Raw genomic sequence first — 17,749 nt, 5'->3', positions numbered from 1 at the left:
TCGGAATCGCTTGATCACGACTCGAACGGCACGGCAGTGTCCGTGTCGTGAGCAGCACACCATCGCCGTCCCGGGCCACCTCGACCGGCACCGCCGGCCCCCGTACCGCCGGCCCTCGTCCCGCAGGCCCCAGCGCCGCCCCCCGCGCCGGGGGCAGCCCGTCCGTCGCGTCGTCCACGCGGCCGACGAGCCACCCCGGCACGCGCAGTCCGTCCACCGGGAACGACCTCCCCGCCCGCGTCGACCTCGTCGTCGTCGGCGCCGGCATCGTCGGCCTCGCGCACGCCGTCGAGGCCGTCGGGCGGGGCCTGTCCGTCCTCGTGGTCGAGCGTGACGACCGCGCGGTCGGCGCCTCGGTGCGCAACTTCGGGCACGGGTGCTTCACCGCGCAGGACGGCACGGCCCTCACCTACGCCTTCACGGCCCGCGAACGCTGGATCCAGCTCGCCAAGGAGGCCGACTTCTGGCTGCGCGAGTCCGGGACCGTCGTCGTGGCCCGCGCCGACGACGAGCGGCAGGTCCTCGAGGACTTCGCCCACGGCCGCGACGGCCACGTCCGGCTGCTCGACCGCGACCAGGTCCTCGACCGCGTCCCGGGCGACCCCGCCGAGGTCGTCGGCGGCGCGTTCCTGTCCCAGGACATCCGGGTCGACCCCCGGGAGGCCGTCCCCGCGATCGCCCGCTGGTACGCCGAGCAGCGCGGCGCGCACCTCGCCTGGTCCACCACGGTCCAGGGCTTCGAGGCCGGCAGCGGCGTGACCCTCGTACGCACCTCCCGGGGCGACGTCGTGGCGACCAAGGTGATCCTCGCCGTCGGGCACGACGTGGACCGGTTCTTCCCCGACACCGCCGCCGCCGCGGGCCTCCAGCGCTGCACGCTCCAGATGCTGCGCGTCGACGCTCCCGGGGGCGCAGCCGGCGGTCCCCGCGAGATCGACCCCGCGATCTTCACGGGCACCTCGCTGCTCCGCTACGACGGCTTCCGTCACTCCCCTGCGACCGCCGCCGTCCGCGAGCGCCTCACGGCCCAGCACCCCGCCCTGATCGACGCCGCGGTGAACCTCATGGTCACCCAGCGCCCCGACGGGACGCTCACGCTCGGCGACACGCACGCCTACGCGACGACGCCCGGGCCGTTCCACCCCGAGTCCCTCGACGAGCTCCTGCTCACCGAGGCCGCGCGGCTCTTCGGCGCGGGCCCCCTCACGGTCCGCGAGCGCTGGCAGGGCGTCTACGCCTCCGCGCCCGCGCCGTTCCTCGACGTCACGCCCATGCCGGGCGTGCGCGCCGTGTCGGTCACGTCCGGCATCGGCATGACCACCGCGCTCGGGCTCGCCCCGCGCGTGCTCGACAGCTTCCTCTGACAGACCAGCCTCTCTCGCGAAACCCCCACCCCAGGAGAAGACATGCACCGCAGCCGCACCGGCCAGGCCACCTCCGTCCTCGCCGCCGCACTGCTCCTCGGCACGCTCAGCGCCTGCTCGACCGGCACCGCCGACGCGGGGACCAGCACCGACGGTGCCGAGTCCACGACGTGCCCGAACGGCGCGATCCGCTTCGGCATCGAGCCCTACGAGGACCCCGCCAAGCTCGAGCCCGCCTACCAGCACCTCGCCGACGCGCTGTCCGAGAAGCTCGACTGCCCCGTCGAGCTCACGATCGTCGAGGACTACTCGGCCGAGGTCCTCGCCATGGAGAACGGCAAGCTCGAGCTCGCCCAGTTCGGCCCGCTCGGCTTCGTGTTCGCGAGCGAGCGCGCCGACGCCGAGCCCCTCGCCTCGTTCGGCCTCGCCGACGGCTCGCTCTCGAGCTACACCGCGGGCATCTGGGTGCCGGTCGACTCCCCGATCCAGAGCATCGAGGACCTGCCGGGTCACTCGCTCGCGCTCGGCTCGACCGGCTCGACGTCGGGCGACGCCCTGCCTCGCTTCGCGATCCTCGACGCGGGTCTCACCGAGTCCGACGTCGAGATCACCTACGCGGGCGGCCACCCCGAGGCGCTGCTCGCCCTGACCAACGGCCAGGTCGACGCCGCGCAGATCAACTCCCAGACGCTCGCGACCGCCGAGCGCGAGGGCACGTTCGACTCCTCGACGTTCCGCCAGGTCTGGGAGTCCGACCCCATCCCGAACGACCCCATCACGGTCGCCGGCTCGCAGAGCCAGGAGTTCAAGGACGCCGTGCGCGAGGCCCTCCTCACGCTCGACACGGCCGACGTCGAGGCCATCGGCGCGTTCCTCGACGTCGACCCGGCGGGTCCGCTCGTCGAGGTCGACGTCGACACGTACAAGCCGCTGTTCGACCTCGCCACGACGCTCGGGCTCACGTCCGACGACGTCTGACCCCCACGGACGTGCGCGGGGTCGTCGCCGGGTCGACCAGACCCGGCGGCCACCCCGCTCGTCCCGTCCGGTCGACCACGCTCCCGGTCGACCGCCCTCTCTCCCCCGCGGGCTCGCGTCCCGTTCCAGCAAGGAGTAGTTCCAGATGGCTTCACACCACGGCGCGCTCGCGCCGGGCTCGCCGGGGCTGCCCGGCGGGCCGGGCGGCTCGGCCGGCCCCGTCACGGCCGAGGGCGTCCTGCACCTGCCCGACGGCGTCCGCTCGCCCGGCCTGCACCTCCGGGACCTGCGGGTCCAGTTCAACACCCGCTCCGAAGCGGGCGAGAACGTGCTGCGCAGCGCGGTCGACGGCATGGACCTCGACGTCGCGGCGGGCGAGCTCGTGGCGATCCTCGGCGCGAACGGGTGCGGCAAGTCGACGACGCTCAAGTCGGTGATCGGGCTCGCGCCCGTGACGTCGGGCGAGGTGTGGGTCGACGGTGAGCAGGTTCTCCCCCACCACCGGACCTCGGCGGCGGAGCAGCACGAGGCCAGGCGCCGGGTCGCGATGATCTTCCAGCAGGTCAACCTCGTGCGGCGACGCACGGTGCTCGACAACGTGTGCGCCGGCGCGCTCGGGCGGCTGCCGCTGCGCCGGTCCCTCGTCGCGTCGCTCTTCCCCCGCGACCTGCGCGCCGAGGCCATGCTGTGCCTCGACCGCGTCGGCCTCGCCGACCGCGCGCTCGACCGGGTCGGCCAGCTCTCGGGCGGTCAGCAGCAACGCGTGGCCGTCGCCCGGGCCCTGTGCCAGCGGGCGAGCATCCTGCTGGCCGACGAGCCCACGTCGGCGCTCGACCCCGCGGCCTCGACCCAGGTCATGGAGCTGCTCGCGACCCTCGCGCACGACGAGGGTCTCGCGGTCGTCGCCGTCCTCCACGACCCCGAGCTCGCGCGCGAGCACGCCGACCGCCTCGTCGGGATGGTCGCGGGCCGCGAGCGCCTCAACGGTGCGCCGGACGCGGTGACGCGCGACGCCGTCGAGCACCTGTACTCGGCCGAGACGGCGACCGCGACCGTCACCCGGACGACCACCGGAACGAGGATCCCCGCATGACCGCCACCGCCCCCACCCGCTCGCCCCGCTCCCCGCGCGGCGGCTCCCCCGCCCGGGCCGAGGGGCCGTCGCCCGAGAGGCTCGCGCACGTCGTCGTGCCCACGGCCCACCGCTCGGGCCGGCAGGTCACGACCTGGGTCACCGCGGGCGCGGTGCTGCTCGGTCTGCACGTCCTCGCCTGGCAGGGCACGGGCTTCTCGATCAGCGCGCTCGTGGGCGGCTGGGAGGGCATGGCCCGGTTCGTCGGCGAGGCGTTCCCGCCCGACCTCGACTGGTCGACCGTCGTGGCCCCCGGGCTGCAGGCCACGCTCGTGACGCTGTGGATCGGGCTGCTCGGGACCACGCTGTCGATCCCGCTCTCGCTCCTGCTCGCGGTGCTCGCCGCGCGGGGCAGCACGCCGGGGTCGGTCTGGTACCAGGGGTCGCGCGCGATCCTGTCGTTCTTCCGCGCCGTGCCCGACGTCGTGTTCGCCCTGATCTTCGTGACCGCCGTGGGGCTCGGACCGTTCGCGGGGGTGCTCGCGCTCGTCGTCCACAACACGGGCGTCATGGGCAAGCTCTGGGCCGAGGCCATGGAGGAGATCGACCCGGGGCCGGCCGACGCGCTGCGCACCAACGGCGCGGGCCGCACCCAGGTCGTCACGCACGCCGTGCTGCCCGCGGTCGTGCCGCAGTTCCTGGGGCTGCTGCTCTACCGGTTCGACGTCAACGTGCGGTCCTCGCTCGTGCTCGGGCTCGTGGGCGCGGGCGGGATCGGGTTCCTCATCAACAAGTCGATCAAGCTGTTCCGGTTCGACGAGATGCTGACCTACATCCTCATGGTCCTCGTGCTGGTGTGGGTAGTGGACCGCTTCTCGTCATGGGCAAGGGCAAGGATCGCGATCTGAGATCTCGGCCCGTCGGTGCCGAGAACGGGGTTGAGGTCGCTATCCGAGGGATGGCGGCCTCGATCCCGTTCTCGGCCGCGCGGAACCTCGTGCTCGACCTAGGAAGCTCCGGATCTCCGCTCCGACTCGTCCCACACCTGCAAGGTCCCGGGCCGTGAAGCGGAGCAGCGCGACGCCTCGGGACGCGACGAGCAGGTTCTGCCGTCGCCGGTCGGCGAACAGCGCCTCGGGTGCTCCGTGAATCTCGGTCCCGTCGACCTCGGCGATCAGCCAGCTCTCGTCCGGGAGGCGCCAACCCAGGTCGCCCCGGGCCAGGAACTGACCCTGGTCGCCCGAGATCACGACCTGGAGATCGTCGGGCGGGACACCGGCGTCGAGACAGTCGAGCCGGGCGAAGGTCTCGAGCGGGGACTCGGCGCGCCGGTCGCTGAGCTCCCACCACGAGTGCGTCCTGGCGACCCCGCGTCGGCCCCGCGCCATGTCGTGCGCACGGTCGAGTCCACGGACGTCGAGCAGGCCGCGGTGCTGCGCACTGTCCATCAGGGCGACCGCGGCGCGGCGACCGACCTCCGGTACGGTCTGGGCGAGCGCCCAGTCCGGCGTGGCGACGTACCGGTCGCCGACTCGTGTGACGGTCATCCCGTCGTCGAACTGCCTCAGCAGGATGCCGTCCCGTGAACCCGTCGCGCGCCCACCGGGGAGCGCCGCCTGCGCGGTGATCCGGAGCGGGAGCCCCTGGATGCCGAGCAGTGCCAGTGCGCAGGGGCCGACGGCGATCGCGTCCGGCCCGAAGGCGAGAAGACCTGCCCAGGCGGCGCGTCGACGGCGATGGTCCGGGACCCCCGGCCCTTCCCGGCGGTCCGGCGGCACCGGGTCGGTGTCGTAGACACCACGGGTCACCTGCGTCCATCGCCGTTGCTCGACGAGCCGGGAACGGCGGTGCGAACGCAGTCCGTGCTCGTCGCACTGCGCCGCCGACACCAGTCCCTCCTGGCGGCGCGCGACGACGAGGAGCTCTTCGGGTACCCGCGACAGGTGGCGCATCGGGGCATCCCAGCAGGTGACGCCGACCACCCGCCGCCGCCCGACGACGCCCTGGGGACGACCCTCGTGGCTGGGGTCCCTGTGGACACCGTCGACAACGGGAAACCATGCGGTCCAGAACGGGGTTGAGGTCGTCATCCGGCGGATGACGACCTCAACCCCGTTCTCGGCACCTGGACGGCACCAGCTCAGTCCTTGTCCTGCTCCGCCATCTTCGCGAGCATCTGGTTGTACTCGTCCATCTCGACGTCGCCGTCCTTGTCGACCCGGCGGTCGCGGCGCCTGGCGTCCTTCTCGTCGGACTTCGCCCACATGACCGCGACGACGATCGCGAGCGACAGCGTCGGCAGCTCCCCGATGCCCCACGCGACGCCGCCACCGCGCTGCTGGTCGGCGATCGCGGTGATCCCCCAGTCGTGGCCCATGAGCCCGAACCACTCGGGCACGAGGAGCTGCGTCCCGGTCGTGAGCGACACCCCGAAGAACGCGTGGAACGCCATGGTCACGAGCAGGAGCAGCAGCCGTTGGGGCCAGCCGGGCCGCTGCGGTCCGGGGTCGATCCCGACGAGGGCGTTCGCGAACAGGTACCCGGCGAGCGTGAAGTGCAGGATCATCGCGAGGTGCCCGACGTACGTCGTCATCGCGAGCTCGAACGCGGGCGTGTAGTAGAAGACGATCATCGACCCGGCGAAGTTGATCGCCGCGACGATCGGGTTGGCGAAGAACTGCCCCCACCTCGACGTGACGAGCGCGAGCACCCACTCGCGGGGGCCGCGCGAGCCGTCCTTGCGCACGGGCACGGCCCGCAGCAGCAGGGTCACGGGCGCGGCGAGCACCAGGAAGATGGGCACGACCATCGCGAGCACCATGTGCTGGACCATGTGCGCGCTGAACAGCACGTGCCCGTAGACCGCGGGCCCACCGTTGGTGACCCAGAACAGGACGACGATGCCGAGCGTCCACGAGATCGTCCGCCCGATCGGCCACCTGTCGCCCCGCTTCGCGAGCCGGCGCACCCAGCGCAGGTACACGACGAGGGCCGCGACGCACGCGAACGCGGGCAGCAGGTCCCAGCGCCACTCGGTGAACCAGCGTCCGAGGTCCGGCTCGGGAGGCAGCGGGTGACCGGTCACGAGCTCGGCGGGCGTCGGCAGCGCGATGGGCTCGTCCGGTACGGGGGGTGCGGTGGAACCGAGCGCGACGGCCACGCCCGACACCGCACCCATGACGAGCAGCTCGACCGCGACGAGCCGCCAGAACAGCCAGGTCGCGGCCTTCTCGGCCGCGGCCTGCGGTCGACCCTTCCCGGCGGCGGCCGGGCCGCGCTGACCGGTGGCCCCCGGGCCGGCGTTCTTCCCCGGCCCGACGGCGGAGCCCGCCGCCGCTCCCTGCTCGCCCGTCGCGGTGGCCGTCCCGGCGGACGTGCTGGTCGTGCGCGGGCCGCGGGCGGGACCGCCCACGCCCTGGAGCCGGCGCACGACGAGCTCACGGTGCGCGAACCCGATCGCGCCGAGCACCACGATGAGGCCGACCTTGGTGAGGATGAGCACGCCGTAGTCGGTGCTCAGCCCGGCGACGCCGCCGAGGCGGATCCAGGCGTTCGCGACGCCCGAGACGGCGACGGCGACGAACGACCACCCCGCGATCGAGGAGTAGCGCGAGACCGAGGACGCGAAGGCCGTGCGGTCGAGGCCGCCGCGCAGCCGCACGATCGCGAGCACCCCGAGCCCCCCGATCCACAGGGCCGCCCCGCCGAGGTGGAGGAACATCGAGGAGATCGCGAGCTCGTGGCTCGCGGCGCCCGCGGTGTGGCCCGTGTTGGCCTGGAACGCGAGGGCCGAGATCGCGAGCAGGGCCGTCCACAGGGCACCGGTCGCGGTGCGGACCGCGAACGCGCACGCCGAGGTCAGCGCCGCGACGACGATCACGCCGAGGAGGCTGCGGCCCAGCGAGATCTGGGTGACGAACGCCGCGAGCTGGTCGCCGAAGCCCACGCTCGTGACGGGCATGCTCGACAGGACCGAGTAGCGCAGGATCGTCTGGACGACGGTGAGCACGGCCCACACGGCCGCGGCGGCGCCGGCGACCCCGAGCGCCTTGCGCAGCGGCGGTCCGGCGGGCAGCACGCAGGCCGCGAGGACGAGCGAGCCGATGGTCAGGGCGATCGCGAGCTCGGTCAGGGTCGTCGAGATCGGCAGTCCCCACCGCGCGGCCGTTCCCGGGTCGGCGAACCCTGCGAGGGCCTGGAACGCCCCGGAGAAGGCGCCCGCGGCGACGACCGAGAGGATCGCGACGACGACGGCCGCGGGCCCCGCGAGGACGAGCCACCAGGGGTTGCGCGGGGCGAGGTCGGCATCCCGGGTGGCGGGCTGCGCGACGCGGTCGGGCGCGGTTCCGGGGGTGCTGCGGGGGGCGGTGGCGGTCACCCGACCAGGGTAGGCGGGATGGGGTGCATCGCGGTATTCCCCTCGTGCCGCCGTCTCCTGTCGAGGAGTCGTCGCCGCCACGCCCGGACCCGCCCCCGGCCCGGCGTGACGGCAGGTCCCCTGCCACCCCGACGGCGGAGCGCGCCTCGCCCGCCTGGGCGCGCTCCGCCGTCGGGCGGCCTGCCGGGGGGAGTTCTCCCCATGCCTCGCCTGTGGATGAGACGCGGCGCTCCGAGGCACCGCTGGCATACTGGGCCGGGTTCGCACGGCGTCCCCCTCGTGAGGGACGGCCGTGCCCAGATCCCCGGCACGACCCGAGCACACGCGAAGGACCTCACCATGGCCACAGGTCACGGCAGCATCTCCACGACGGACCTGGACCGCGCGGGTCACCTGCTCAAGCGGGTCGAGCAGGTGTTCGACCAGCGCGTGGTCGGGCAGGAGGCCCTGCGCACGGCCCTGATCAGCTCGCTCCTCGCGGGTGGCCACATCCTGCTGGAGTCGGTCCCCGGCCTCGCCAAGACCACGGCCGCACAGACGCTGGCCGCCGCGATCAACGGCTCGTTCCGCCGCATCCAGTGCACGCCGGACCTCATGCCGAACGACATCGTGGGCACGCAGATCTACAACTACGCGACCGGGTCCTTCACGACGCAGCTCGGTCCCGTGCACGCGAACCTGGTCCTGCTCGACGAGATCAACCGGTCGAGCGCCAAGACGCAGTCGGCGATGCTCGAGGCCATGCAGGAGAAGCAGACGTCGATCAGCGGCGAGAACTTCCCGCTGCCCTCGCCCTTCATGGTCCTCGCGACGCAGAACCCCATCGAGGAGGAGGGCACGTACGTGCTGCCCGAGGCCCAGATGGACCGCTTCCTCATGAAGGAGGTGCTGACGTACCCGGCCCCGGCGCAGGAGCTCGAGATCCTCGACCGCATCTCGACGGGCCGCATGACGGCACCCATCACGGCCGAGCCGATCAGCATCGACGACGTGGTCTTCCTCCAGCGCCTGGTCGACGACGTGTACGTGGACGAGTCGATCAAGCGGTACATCGTCGACCTCATCAACACGACACGGCTGTCGGGCCCGCGGCCCGTCCCCGGGCTCGACCAGCACGTGCGCGTCGGCGCGAGCCCGCGCGGCGGGATCGCGCTCATGCGCGTGGGCCAGGCCCTCGCGATCCAGGCCGGCCGTGCGTACGTCGTCCCGGACGACATCAAGGCGGTCCGCTACTCGGTCCTGCGCCACCGCCTGGTGCGCACGTTCGACGCGCTCGCCACGAACGTGCAGCCCGAGCAGCTCATCGACGCTGTGTTCGACGCGGTCCCGACCCCGTAGGGCGCGGTCCATGACAGACGTGTCGCGACTGGCCCAGGTGCGGGCCAGGCTCGAGCTCCCGCTGGCCCGGCGGGCCTCGGGGCTGCTCGAGGGGCGGCACCGCTCGATCCTCAAGGGACACGGGCAGGACTTCGACGACCTCCACCTGTACGCGCCGGGTGAGGACGTGGGGGACATCGACTGGAAGTCGAGCGCCCGCGCGGGCATCCCCGTGGTACGCCGATTCGTGCGCGAGTCCAACGTCAACCTGGTCCTCGTCGTGGACACTGGCCGCAACATGGGGGCCACGGCCGCGAGCGGCGAGCCCAAGGCCGACGTCGTGAGCTTCTGCTGCGCGCTCGTGGCCTACCTGGCGCGCGACCGCGGGGACCGGGTCGCGCTCGTCGCGGGCGACGCGGAGCGCATCGTCCAGCTTCCGCCCCGGGCCAGCACGCAGGACCTCGAGCTCCTGCTCCGTACGGTCGAGAAGCAGCTCCGGGTCGACGCGCCGCCGAGCGACCTGAACCGCGCGCTCGACCGGGCTCTCAACGCCTTCCGCCGCCGCTCGCTCATGGTCGTCCTGACGGACGAGGCCCGACCGGGTCCCGAGCACGAGCGCCTGCTGCGGCGCCTGCGCGTGCGCCACGAGGTCATGGTCGTCGCGGTCGCGGACCTGTCGCCGGTCGGTGCGCCCGCCGACCCCTCGGCGCGGACGACGGGCCAGGTCGCCGACGTCGACGGCACGCTCGACCTGCCGCCGTTCCTGCGGGGTCGTGCGGACATCGCCGCAGGGGCTGCGCAGGCGGCGCGCTCCCGGCGCGGGGCGGTCGTGGACCTGTTGCGCACCCTCCAGGTGGAGGCCGTGAGCGTGACCGGGACCGGCGACGTCGTGCCCCGTTTCGTCGAGCTGCTGGGGAGGGCCAAGCGTGCCGGACGATGAGCTCTACGCCCCGGTCCTCTACAGCGGCTGGTGGGCGGCCCTGGGGGTGGCCCTGCTGCTGCTCGTCGTCGGTTGGGTCGTGTTCGCGTTCCTGTCCACGCGCGCGTCGGCGCAGGAGAAGGCCGCGCGGTTCCCGGGGCCCTGGGCCCCGGGCACGCCCGACCCGTACGCGGGCCTGCGGGCCGAGTTCGAGGCGCACCTGGACGCGGTCGAGGCGGCCTATCTCGCGGGCGGGCTCGACGAGCGTGGGCTGCACCTGGCGCTGTCGAAGGAGGTCCGCGGCTTCGCCTCGGGCCGCCTGGGCGTGGACGCCTCGGTGCTGACGCTCTCGGAGATCGAGAGCATGACGGGCACGGCGCACCTGACCCGCCTCATCGCGCGGTACTACCACCCGTCGTTCGCGGAGGACGAGGCCCTCGACCTGCCCACGCCGCCGGAGCAGGGTGGCTCGCCCGACGGTCGGGAGTCGATCGACCGCGCTCGTTCGGTGGTGAGGACGTGGTGACGCCCGGGCCCCAGGGCGCCTCGATCCTGTGGCCGTGGCTGCTCGCCGCGGTCGTGGTCCTGGTGCTGGCCGCGGGCGCGTCGGCATGGTGGCTCGCGCGCCGCCGTCGGGCACGGGCGGAGAAGGCGCGGTCCGACGACGTCACGTGGGTCGCGAACTCGGCGTACCTCGCGCAGGTCCCCGCGTTCGCGGCGTGGGTGCGCCGCTACCGGACGCTCCAGGTCGCGGGGCTCGGAGGCCTGCTCGTCGCGCTCGTGGGCGTCGGCGCGGTGGCCGCTCGTCCGGTCGAGACGGACCTGGTCGTGGACCGCATGGGGACCCGCGACATCGTGCTGTGCCTCGACGTGTCCGGCTCCATGACGGCCTACGACGGCGAGATCCTCAAGGTCTACTCGGAGCTCGTCGACAACTTCGAGGGCGAGCGCATCGCGCTGTCGATCTTCAACTCGACGTCGCGGACCGTGTTCCCTCTGACCGACGACTACACGCTGGTCCAGGAGGAGCTCGCTGCGGGGGTCGCGGCGTTCGACAAGGACCCCAGCACGCTCGACTTCAGCAGCGAGCGTGACCGGAAGGACGTCCTGGAGTTCCTCACCTACACCGCGGGGACCCTGGCGAACGAGTCCGCGGCGAGCCTGATCGGCGACGGGCTGGCGAACTGCGCGCTCCAGTTCGACGAGGAGACCACGGACCGGTCGCGCTCGATCATCCTCGCGACCGACAACTACGTCGCGGGCGAGCCCATCTACACGCTCGAGGAGGCCGCAGCGCTCGTCACCTCGCGCGACATCACCCTGCACGGGATCTACGGCGGCTCCGAGCTCTACGAGGGCACCCCCGAGGAGACGCAGTACCGCGAGGTCGTCCAGGACGGTGGCGGGCTGTACTTCCTCGCGGGCGACCCGCAGGCCGTCGAGGGCATGGTCGAGGACGTGGTCGCGCAGCAGGCCGTCGAGCTCGACGCGAGCCCCGAGGTCGTCGTGACCGACCTGCCCACGACCTGGTTCCTCGTGGCGACCGCCGGTACCGCCCTGCTCGTCGTCGTCGCCTGGAGGCTGCGCGAATGACCTTCCAGCCGTTGGTGCCCCTGTGGGCGTGGGCCGTCGTGTTCGTCCCGCTGCTCGGTCTCGCCGGGTGGCAGCTCGCCGTCGCTCTCCGTGCCGCGGCACGCGGTCCCGTCGGGCAGGGCCGGGTCGCGGGACCCCGTGGTGCGTGGGCCCGCCGGACCGCGCTCGTCGCCCTGCTCGCCGTGATCGGGCTCGGCCCCTCGGTCCCCGTGACGGACCGCGACACGTCGGTCGCGAACGTGGACATGTTCTTCGTGGTCGACCGCACGGGGTCCATGGCGGCCGAGGACTTCGACGGCACCAACGAGCGCCTCGACGGCGTGCGCCACGACATCGCGAGCCTCACGGCGGACATCCCGGGCGCCCGCTACTCGATCATCTCGTTCGACTCCCAGGCGAGCCGCCAGGTCCCGCTCACGACCGACGCCCGGGCCATCACGTCCTGGGCCGAGACCTTCCAGCGCGAGATCACGCTCTACTCCAAGGGGTCGCTCACGGACCGGCCGCTCGACGCGCTCGGCGCCGCGCTCCAGGGTGCCGCGACGGACCGACCGGCCAACGTGCGCCTGGTGTTCTTCCTGTCCGACGGCGAGCAGACCGCCGACGGCGAGCCCCGCTCGTACGAGGACCTCGCGCCCCTCGTCGACGGCGGCGCCGTCCTCGGCTACGGCACCTCGGAGGGGGGTCGCATGAAGGAGTACATGCCGGGCGAGGACCCGGCCACGGCCGGGTACCTGCGGGACCCGTCGCGCGCGACCCTCGACGAGGCCGAGTCGCCCGATGCGCTGTCGCTGATCGACGAGGACAACCTGCGTGCGGTCGCCACCCAGCTCGGGGTGCCGTACGCGCACCGCGAGACCACCGGCCCGACCGCCGAGCTCGTCGCGGGGGTCGACGCCCAGCAGGTCGCGGCCGACGGCAGGCGCCTGGTGACGGCGTACCGTCCGGTCGTGTGGCCGTTCGCGCTCGTGGGCGCCGTCCTGCTCGGGTTCGAGGCGTGGGCCGCCGGCCGGTCGGCCTCGCGTCGGGTGGGGGTCCGCGCATGAGCGGCGACGGCCGACCCCCGCAGCCCCCGCCGGTGTGGGGAGCCCCCGGCGCCCCCGGCCCGAAGCGGCCGGCGGCGCCGCACGGCGGCTCGCCGTTCCCGGCCCCCCGGCCCGGCACGCGTTCCCCCCAGGGCGCGGCGATGCGCACGAGGCGGCTGCGCCGTCGGACGCTGCTGCTCCTGCTGCCCTGTCCCCTGCTGATCGTCGCGCTGGTGCTCGGCACCAAGCTGGTCTTCCTCCCGGTGATCGCGTCCTACGCGTCCGGGCGCTACGAGGCGAGCGACTACTCGGAGGCCGCCACGAACTTCGACCTCCAGAAGACGATGAACATCGTCGACCCGTGGAAGGCGTGGTTCAACACCGGGACCGCCCACCACCGCGCGGGCGACGACACGACCGCCATCTCCGACCTCCACCGTGCCTACGACCTGGCCGAGGACGAGGAGCCTCTGGTCCGTTGCGAGATCCAGGTCAACCTGTCGATCTCCTACGAGACCGCGGGCGACTTCGAGGCGTCCATGGGCGAGGACTTCCTGTCGCAGAAGAGCGCGCTCGAGGAGGCCCTCGCTGCGCGCGAGGCGGGGCGGGACTACGACTCGTTCCTCATCGACCCCTTCGGTACCGGCGACGAGCTCGTCCCCGAGGACCTCCAGGACCAGGCCACCGAGTGGTTCTCGTTCGCCGAGCGGTCCTACGCGACGGCCGAGCAGGTCCGCGGGTGGCCCGGGTGCGAGGCGCAGCCGCCCGAGGCGAAGGAGCAGAACGAGGCGTCGGTCCAGCGTCTGCGGGACAAGCAGCAGCAGGCGAAGGACGCCCAGCCGCCAGAGCCGCAGGACCCGCAGAGCGGCGACCAGGGCGAGGAACCCCCTCCGGAAGCCGACCAGAGCGAGCAGGAGCGGGCCGAGGCCGAGCGTCAGGAGAAGCTCCAGCAGCAGAACTCCGAGGCTCGCGGCGACGAGGACCAGAGCCGGCAGGAGTACCAGGAGTACTTCGGCGGCGAGGACCCCGCGGACGGGTCGGGCGAGGGCGGCGGGTCCGCCAAGAACTGGTGAGGTGCTCGCACCCTCGCTCCCCCGTGGCCAGGTGTGTCGGACGGTGCGTGGTCTCCGGCGCACGTCGGTTCTGACGACCCTGCACGAGCCCTCAGTCGTCGAGGCCCTCGACGAGCCAGGTGCGCGGACCGGGGCCCTCCTCCGCGAGCACGTCGTGCGGGTTGGCCAGGACGCACTTGCGCAGCGACAGGCAGCCGCACCCGATGCAGTCCGTGAGGTGGTCACGCAGGCGCACGAGCTGCTCGATCCGGGCGTCGAGGTCTGCGTGCCACATGCGCGACAGGCGCCGCCAGTCCTTGGCGGTCGGCGTGCGGTTCTGCGGGAGCGTGCCGAGAGCCTCACGGACCAGGGCGAGCGGGATCCCGACGCGCTGCGAGACGCGGATGAACGAGACGCGGCGCAAGGTCTCGCGGGGGTAGCGGCGCTGGTTGCCGGGCGTACGGCGGGACGAGAGCAGACCTTCGCGTTCGTAGAAGTGCAGGGCCGACACCGCGACGCCGCTGCGGCGCGCGAGCTCGCCGACCGTGAGCTCGTCGTCGGGGTGAGGTCCGTCGTCAGGCATGATTGCTCCAGGCATTCGTCGCTCCGTCCATCGTCGAGACGAATCCCCTTGACCTCGACAATGGTTGAGGTTCGAGACTAGTCGAAGCGCTCGATCGAGCTCACTCCTGCCGCGCAACCCCCACCGGTCCGCGCCCACCCCTGCGAGGAATCATGGAACCACCACGCCCCGAGGCGCCCCAGGCCGAGGTCGCCGCCGCGATCGGCGACGCCCACACGCCCGACCCCTCGCTCCCGGTCCCCGCTTCCGCCGCGGCCACCACGACCACCGCGCTCGAGCCGCCCGCCGACGCACCCGTCGCCGTCGGCGCGGGCCTGTCCCCCGCGACCCAGCGCACCGTGCTCGTCGGCATGGTGGCCCTGGTGCTGCTCGGGGCGTTCGAGGCCCTCGCGGTCGCGACCGCGATGCACACCGTCGCGACCGCACTCGACGGCATGTCGCTCTACGCCGTCGCGTTCGCGGGCTCGATCGCGGCGAGCGTCGTCGGCATGGTCGCCGCAGGTCGGTGGTGCGACCGCTTCGGGCCGGGCCCGTCGCTGTGGGGCGGCGTGGGCCTGTTCCTCGCGGGCCTGGTCGTCTCGGGGCTGGCCCCGAGCATGGAGCTCTTCGTCGCGGGGCGCGTGGTGCAGGGACTCGGCACCGGGATGTACATCGTGGCGCTGTACGTGCTCGTCGCCCGCGTCTTCCCCGAGGAACGCCGGCCCGCCGTGTTCGCGGCCTTCGCGGCGGCCTGGGTCGTGCCCTCGCTCGTCGGCCCCGTCATCTCGGGGCTCATGGTCCAGCACCTCGGGTGGCGGTGGGTCTTCCTCGCCGTGCCCGTGCTCGCCGTCCCCGCCGTGCTCATGATGCGCCCGGGCCTGCGGGCCGTCGGCCAGGACCGCCGCGCGGTCACGGCCGGCGCGACCGGGAGCGCGGCACTGTGGTGGGCCGTGGCCGCAGCCGCCGGGATCGGCCTGCTGCACTTCGCAGGGCAGCAGGAAGGCGCCCGCCTGTACGTGCCGCTCGTCGCGGCGCTCGCCCTCGTCGTGGTCTCCGTGCCCCGGCTGCTGCCGCGCGGCACTGCCCGCGCGGCCCGCGGGCTCCCGTCCGTCATCGCGATCCGTGGCCTCGTCGCCGCGGCGTTCACCGGGACCGAGGTCCTGCTGCCCCTGCTCCTCCAGTCCGAGAGAGCCCTGTCCCCGACCCAGGCCGGCGGGATCCTCACCTTCGGGGCGATCGGCTGGTCGGTCGGTGCGTGGCTGCGCGGCAAGGCGCACTGGGGCTGGTCGCACGCGCGGTTCGTCCTCGTCGGTTCGCTCTTCGTCGCAGGCGGGATCGCGGGCACCGTGCTGCTCGCCTGGTCAGCGGTGCCGCCCCTCGTCGGCATGCTCGCCTGGACGTTCGCGGGCCTGGGCATGGGCATGGTCCACCCGACGCTCTCGGTCCTCACGCTCGCCCTGTCCCCCGAGGACCAGCAGGGCGCGAACAGCTCGGCGCTCCAGGTCTCCGACGCCCTGTCCGCAGCCATCGCGCTCGCCGTGACGGGGTCGATGCTCGTGGTGCTGCGCGAACCCCTCGGGCTCCTGGCGTACGTCGTGTGCTTCGGGGTCATGGTCGCGATCGCGCTGCTCGCGGCGTTCGTCTCGCCGCGGACCCGCGTCCAGGCCTGAGGCGCACGTCCCGAGGGCGGGGCCGGGACGGCGGGGTGGGGACCGCCGGCGGGGCCGGGCCGGGACGGGTCGGCCCGGGATCGCCGGCTCGGCCCCGCCCTCGATCCGTGTCCGGGTTGCCCGGTGTCCATATGCTCTCGCAACATCGGGCTTCGTACGTTCGAGCGCATGAAACGCTACGAGCTGTCCCTTCTCGCCCTCCTGACCGCGGCGCTCATGGTCGTCGGCGCCGGGCCGTCGTCCGCGATCAGCGGCGGTACGGAGGCCACCCAGGACTACCCGTTCATGGGCGCCTACAAGCCCGGCCACCCGGTGCCCCCCGGCGCTGGTGGCAACGGGTGCGGCGTCACCTTGATCGATCCGCAGTGGGCCCTGACCGCAGCCCACTGCCTGAAGAACAACCGGGCGCAGAACGGGTCCCCGGTCGGCTGGACCGTGCAGGTCGGGTCGCCCGACGTCACCGAGGGGGGCGACGTCGCCACGGTGGACCGCTTCTTCCGGCTCCCCGCCATGGGCGAGGCCTGGTGGGGGAAGGACCTAATGCTCCTGCGGCTCGCGGAGCCCGTCTCCGCGACCCCGATCGACGTCGCTGCGGCGGCTCCCTCCCCCGGGACGTCCGGGCGCATCCTCGGCTGGGGAAACACCGTCGAGGACGGCCCGCCCTCCTACCCGCAGATGCTCCAGGAGGCCGACGTCAGCCTTCTCGCGAGCGACGCGTGCCCGACCCTCGACGTGGGCGAGCTGTGCGTCGGCACGGGCGACGGCAGCACCCGGGGCAAGGCCGGAAACGCCGACTCGGGCGGTCCCCTGCTGGTCCGCGAGGGCGACGCGTGGGCGATCGCCGGGCTGCTCACGGGCCCTGAGGAGCACAACGACGCGGTCGCCGGCCTCTACACCGACGTCACGCGCCACGGCGACTGGATCCGCACCGTGATGGAGACCCACGAGTCGATCCCCGACGACGTCTTCGACATGGGTATGGGCGGCTTCCCCGCGCTGTCGGGCTGCGAGTCCTCGATCGTGCGGACGTCGACGTCGGCGGGCGACGACCCGGCCATGCTCCTCACCAACGGGCACTGCCTCCCCGTCGTGGACGAGACGTTCGGCATCCCGGGGGTCGGGGCGACGATCGTCGACCAGCCCGTGGACGCGTCCGTCGCGTTCACCGACGCGCAGGGCTACGGTCTGACGACCGCCGAGATCGAGCGTCTGCTGCTCGGCACCATCACGGGGACCGACGTCGCGCTGTACCGCCTCGACGAGTCCTTCGAGGAGCTCGAGTCCGAGGGGGTCACGGTCCTGACCCTCGCCGAGTCCCGGCCGCAGGTCGGCGACACGGTGACCCTCAAGACCACCGACCCCCGCGGGTGCACGATCGAGGCGGTCGTCCCGGTCTTGCGCGAGGGCGGCTACGAGCAGCACGACGCCCTGCGCATGGCGGCCGGCCCCGACTGCGAGACGTACCCCGGCGACTCGGGGGCCGCGCTCGTCGCGGCCGACGGCGTCACCGTCGTCGGCGTCAACAGCACCACCAACCGCGACGGCCTCCTGTGCGAGATCGACAACCCCTGCGAGGTCGGCCCCGACGGGACGACCACGGTCGTGACGAACCAGCCCTACGGGCAGCAGGTCGTCGGGCTGAACGCCTGCCTCACCGAGGAGTCCGAGCTCGACCTCGATGCCCGCGGCTGCGAGTTCGAGGCATCGGGGGACCAGCGGGGGGTCCTTCCGTCACCGCCCGACGGCGCACCCGTCGTCGACGCCCCCTCGTCCCTGACCACCGCGGCGCGCCGGGTCTGACGTCGGCCGGGGCACCGGG

Annotated in this window: 15 protein-coding genes; 12 read left to right on the top strand and 3 right to left on the bottom strand. The window is 73.3% G+C overall.

The window, feature by feature from the left end:
- Positions 1–47: 47 nt before the first annotated feature.
- From JOD49_RS12985 to phnE, 4 genes are all read left to right on the top strand, one after another.
- Entirely contained in the window at positions 48–1,364 is a 1,317-nt protein-coding gene (locus JOD49_RS12985) for a TIGR03364 family FAD-dependent oxidoreductase (protein WP_205307549.1), read from the top strand.
- A 42-nt stretch (positions 1,365–1,406) separates the two neighbouring features.
- On the top strand, positions 1,407–2,342 hold the full coding sequence (locus tag JOD49_RS12980; protein WP_205307548.1) for a phosphate/phosphite/phosphonate ABC transporter substrate-binding protein: 936 nt from the start codon (positions 1,407–1,409) through the stop codon (positions 2,340–2,342).
- A 145-nt stretch (positions 2,343–2,487) separates the two neighbouring features.
- Positions 2,488–3,435 carry a phosphonate ABC transporter ATP-binding protein gene (locus tag JOD49_RS12975; protein WP_205307547.1) on the top strand — a complete coding sequence of 316 codons (948 nt, stop codon included), beginning with the start codon at positions 2,488–2,490 and terminating at the stop codon, positions 3,433–3,435.
- Positions 3,432–4,322: a phosphonate ABC transporter, permease protein PhnE gene (gene phnE, locus JOD49_RS12970; RefSeq protein ID WP_205307546.1), complete on the top strand. Its 891-nt coding sequence runs from the start codon at positions 3,432–3,434 to the stop codon at positions 4,320–4,322. Before JOD49_RS12975 ends, phnE begins: the two co-directional genes overlap by 4 nt.
- Positions 4,323–4,361: 39 nt before the next feature.
- Here the strand turns inward: phnE and JOD49_RS12965 are convergent, their stop codons facing one another.
- Together JOD49_RS12965 and JOD49_RS12960 are read right to left on the bottom strand one after the other, a co-directional pair.
- On the bottom strand, positions 4,362–5,366 hold the full coding sequence (locus tag JOD49_RS12965; RefSeq protein WP_205307545.1) for a putative endonuclease domain-containing protein: 1,005 nt from the start codon (positions 5,364–5,366) through the stop codon (positions 4,362–4,364).
- Between the two features lie 188 nt (positions 5,367–5,554).
- Positions 5,555–7,792, bottom strand: a complete 2,238-nt coding sequence (locus JOD49_RS12960; RefSeq protein ID WP_307822530.1) for a bifunctional copper resistance protein CopD/cytochrome c oxidase assembly protein — start codon at positions 7,790–7,792, stop codon at positions 5,555–5,557.
- 339 nt (positions 7,793–8,131) lie between these two features.
- On the opposite strand from JOD49_RS12960, the gene JOD49_RS12955 reads away from it, so the two are divergent.
- The 6 genes from JOD49_RS12955 to JOD49_RS12930 all read left to right on the top strand — a co-directional run bounded on the left by JOD49_RS12955 (position 8,132) and on the right by JOD49_RS12930 (position 13,719).
- A complete protein-coding gene (locus tag JOD49_RS12955) occupies positions 8,132–9,130 on the top strand; it encodes an AAA family ATPase (protein ID WP_205307543.1) in 999 nt (332 codons plus the stop codon).
- A gap of 10 nt (positions 9,131–9,140) precedes the next feature.
- Positions 9,141–10,049, top strand: a complete 909-nt coding sequence (locus tag JOD49_RS12950) for a DUF58 domain-containing protein (RefSeq protein WP_205307542.1) — start codon at positions 9,141–9,143, stop codon at positions 10,047–10,049.
- Positions 10,036–10,554, top strand: coding sequence for a hypothetical protein (locus JOD49_RS12945; protein ID WP_205307541.1), 519 nt, complete (start codon positions 10,036–10,038; stop codon positions 10,552–10,554). Before JOD49_RS12950 ends, JOD49_RS12945 begins: the two co-directional genes overlap by 14 nt.
- The gene (locus tag JOD49_RS12940; RefSeq protein WP_205307540.1) at positions 10,548–11,621 is read left to right on the top strand and encodes a vWA domain-containing protein; all 1,074 of its coding nucleotides are present in this window, start codon (positions 10,548–10,550) and stop codon (positions 11,619–11,621) included. The genes JOD49_RS12945 and JOD49_RS12940 overlap by 7 nt, the downstream gene beginning before the upstream one ends.
- The gene (locus JOD49_RS12935) at positions 11,618–12,667 is read left to right on the top strand and encodes a vWA domain-containing protein (RefSeq protein ID WP_205307539.1); all 1,050 of its coding nucleotides are present in this window, start codon (positions 11,618–11,620) and stop codon (positions 12,665–12,667) included. Before JOD49_RS12940 ends, JOD49_RS12935 begins: the two co-directional genes overlap by 4 nt.
- Before the next feature lie 140 nt (positions 12,668–12,807).
- Positions 12,808–13,719 (top strand): hypothetical protein, encoded by a 912-nt coding sequence (locus JOD49_RS12930; RefSeq protein WP_205307538.1) that lies wholly within the window; start codon positions 12,808–12,810, stop codon positions 13,717–13,719.
- 91 nt (positions 13,720–13,810) lie between these two features.
- Here the strand turns inward: JOD49_RS12930 and soxR are convergent, their stop codons facing one another.
- Complete coding sequence (soxR, locus tag JOD49_RS12925; RefSeq protein ID WP_205307537.1) at positions 13,811–14,281, bottom strand: redox-sensitive transcriptional activator SoxR; 471 nt, start codon at positions 14,279–14,281, stop codon at positions 13,811–13,813.
- A gap of 152 nt (positions 14,282–14,433) precedes the next feature.
- Here soxR and JOD49_RS12920 point away from each other — a divergent pair, with 152 nt between their 5' ends.
- On the top strand, positions 14,434–15,930 hold the full coding sequence (locus tag JOD49_RS12920; RefSeq protein ID WP_205307536.1) for an MFS transporter: 1,497 nt from the start codon (positions 14,434–14,436) through the stop codon (positions 15,928–15,930).
- A 168-nt stretch (positions 15,931–16,098) separates the two neighbouring features.
- On the top strand, positions 16,099–17,730 hold the full coding sequence (locus tag JOD49_RS12915) for a S1 family serine peptidase (protein ID WP_205307535.1): 1,632 nt from the start codon (positions 16,099–16,101) through the stop codon (positions 17,728–17,730).
- The last annotated feature ends 19 nt before the right edge of the window (positions 17,731–17,749 follow it).

This window comes from Oerskovia jenensis (assembly GCF_016907235.1).
GTDB lineage: Bacteria > Actinomycetota > Actinomycetes > Actinomycetales > Cellulomonadaceae > Oerskovia > Oerskovia jenensis.
This window is presented reverse-complemented; position numbering and strand designations above follow the sequence as displayed.

Bases quoted from the DNA above. Each gene is read 5' to 3' on its own strand.
- JOD49_RS12915 (WP_205307535.1), top strand. From the start codon at position 16,099: ATGAAACGCTACGAGCTGTCCCTTCTCGCCCTCCTGACCGCGGCGCTC.
- JOD49_RS12930 (WP_205307538.1), top strand. From the start codon at position 12,808: ATGCGCACGAGGCGGCTGCGCCGTCGGACGCTGCTGCTCCTGCTGCCC.
- JOD49_RS12935 (WP_205307539.1), top strand. From the start codon at position 11,618: ATGACCTTCCAGCCGTTGGTGCCCCTGTGGGCGTGGGCCGTCGTGTTC.
- JOD49_RS12955 (WP_205307543.1), top strand. From the start codon at position 8,132: ATGGCCACAGGTCACGGCAGCATCTCCACGACGGACCTGGACCGCGCG.
- phnE (WP_205307546.1), top strand. From the start codon at position 3,432: ATGACCGCCACCGCCCCCACCCGCTCGCCCCGCTCCCCGCGCGGCGGC.
- JOD49_RS12980 (WP_205307548.1), top strand. From the start codon at position 1,407: ATGCACCGCAGCCGCACCGGCCAGGCCACCTCCGTCCTCGCCGCCGCA.
- JOD49_RS12965 (WP_205307545.1), bottom strand. From the start codon at position 5,366: ATGCGCCACCTGTCGCGGGTACCCGAAGAGCTCCTCGTCGTCGCGCGC.
- JOD49_RS12920 (WP_205307536.1), top strand. From the start codon at position 14,434: ATGGAACCACCACGCCCCGAGGCGCCCCAGGCCGAGGTCGCCGCCGCG.
- JOD49_RS12950 (WP_205307542.1), top strand. From the start codon at position 9,141: ATGACAGACGTGTCGCGACTGGCCCAGGTGCGGGCCAGGCTCGAGCTC.
- soxR (WP_205307537.1), bottom strand. From the start codon at position 14,281: ATGCCTGACGACGGACCTCACCCCGACGACGAGCTCACGGTCGGCGAG.
- JOD49_RS12975 (WP_205307547.1), top strand. From the start codon at position 2,488: ATGGCTTCACACCACGGCGCGCTCGCGCCGGGCTCGCCGGGGCTGCCC.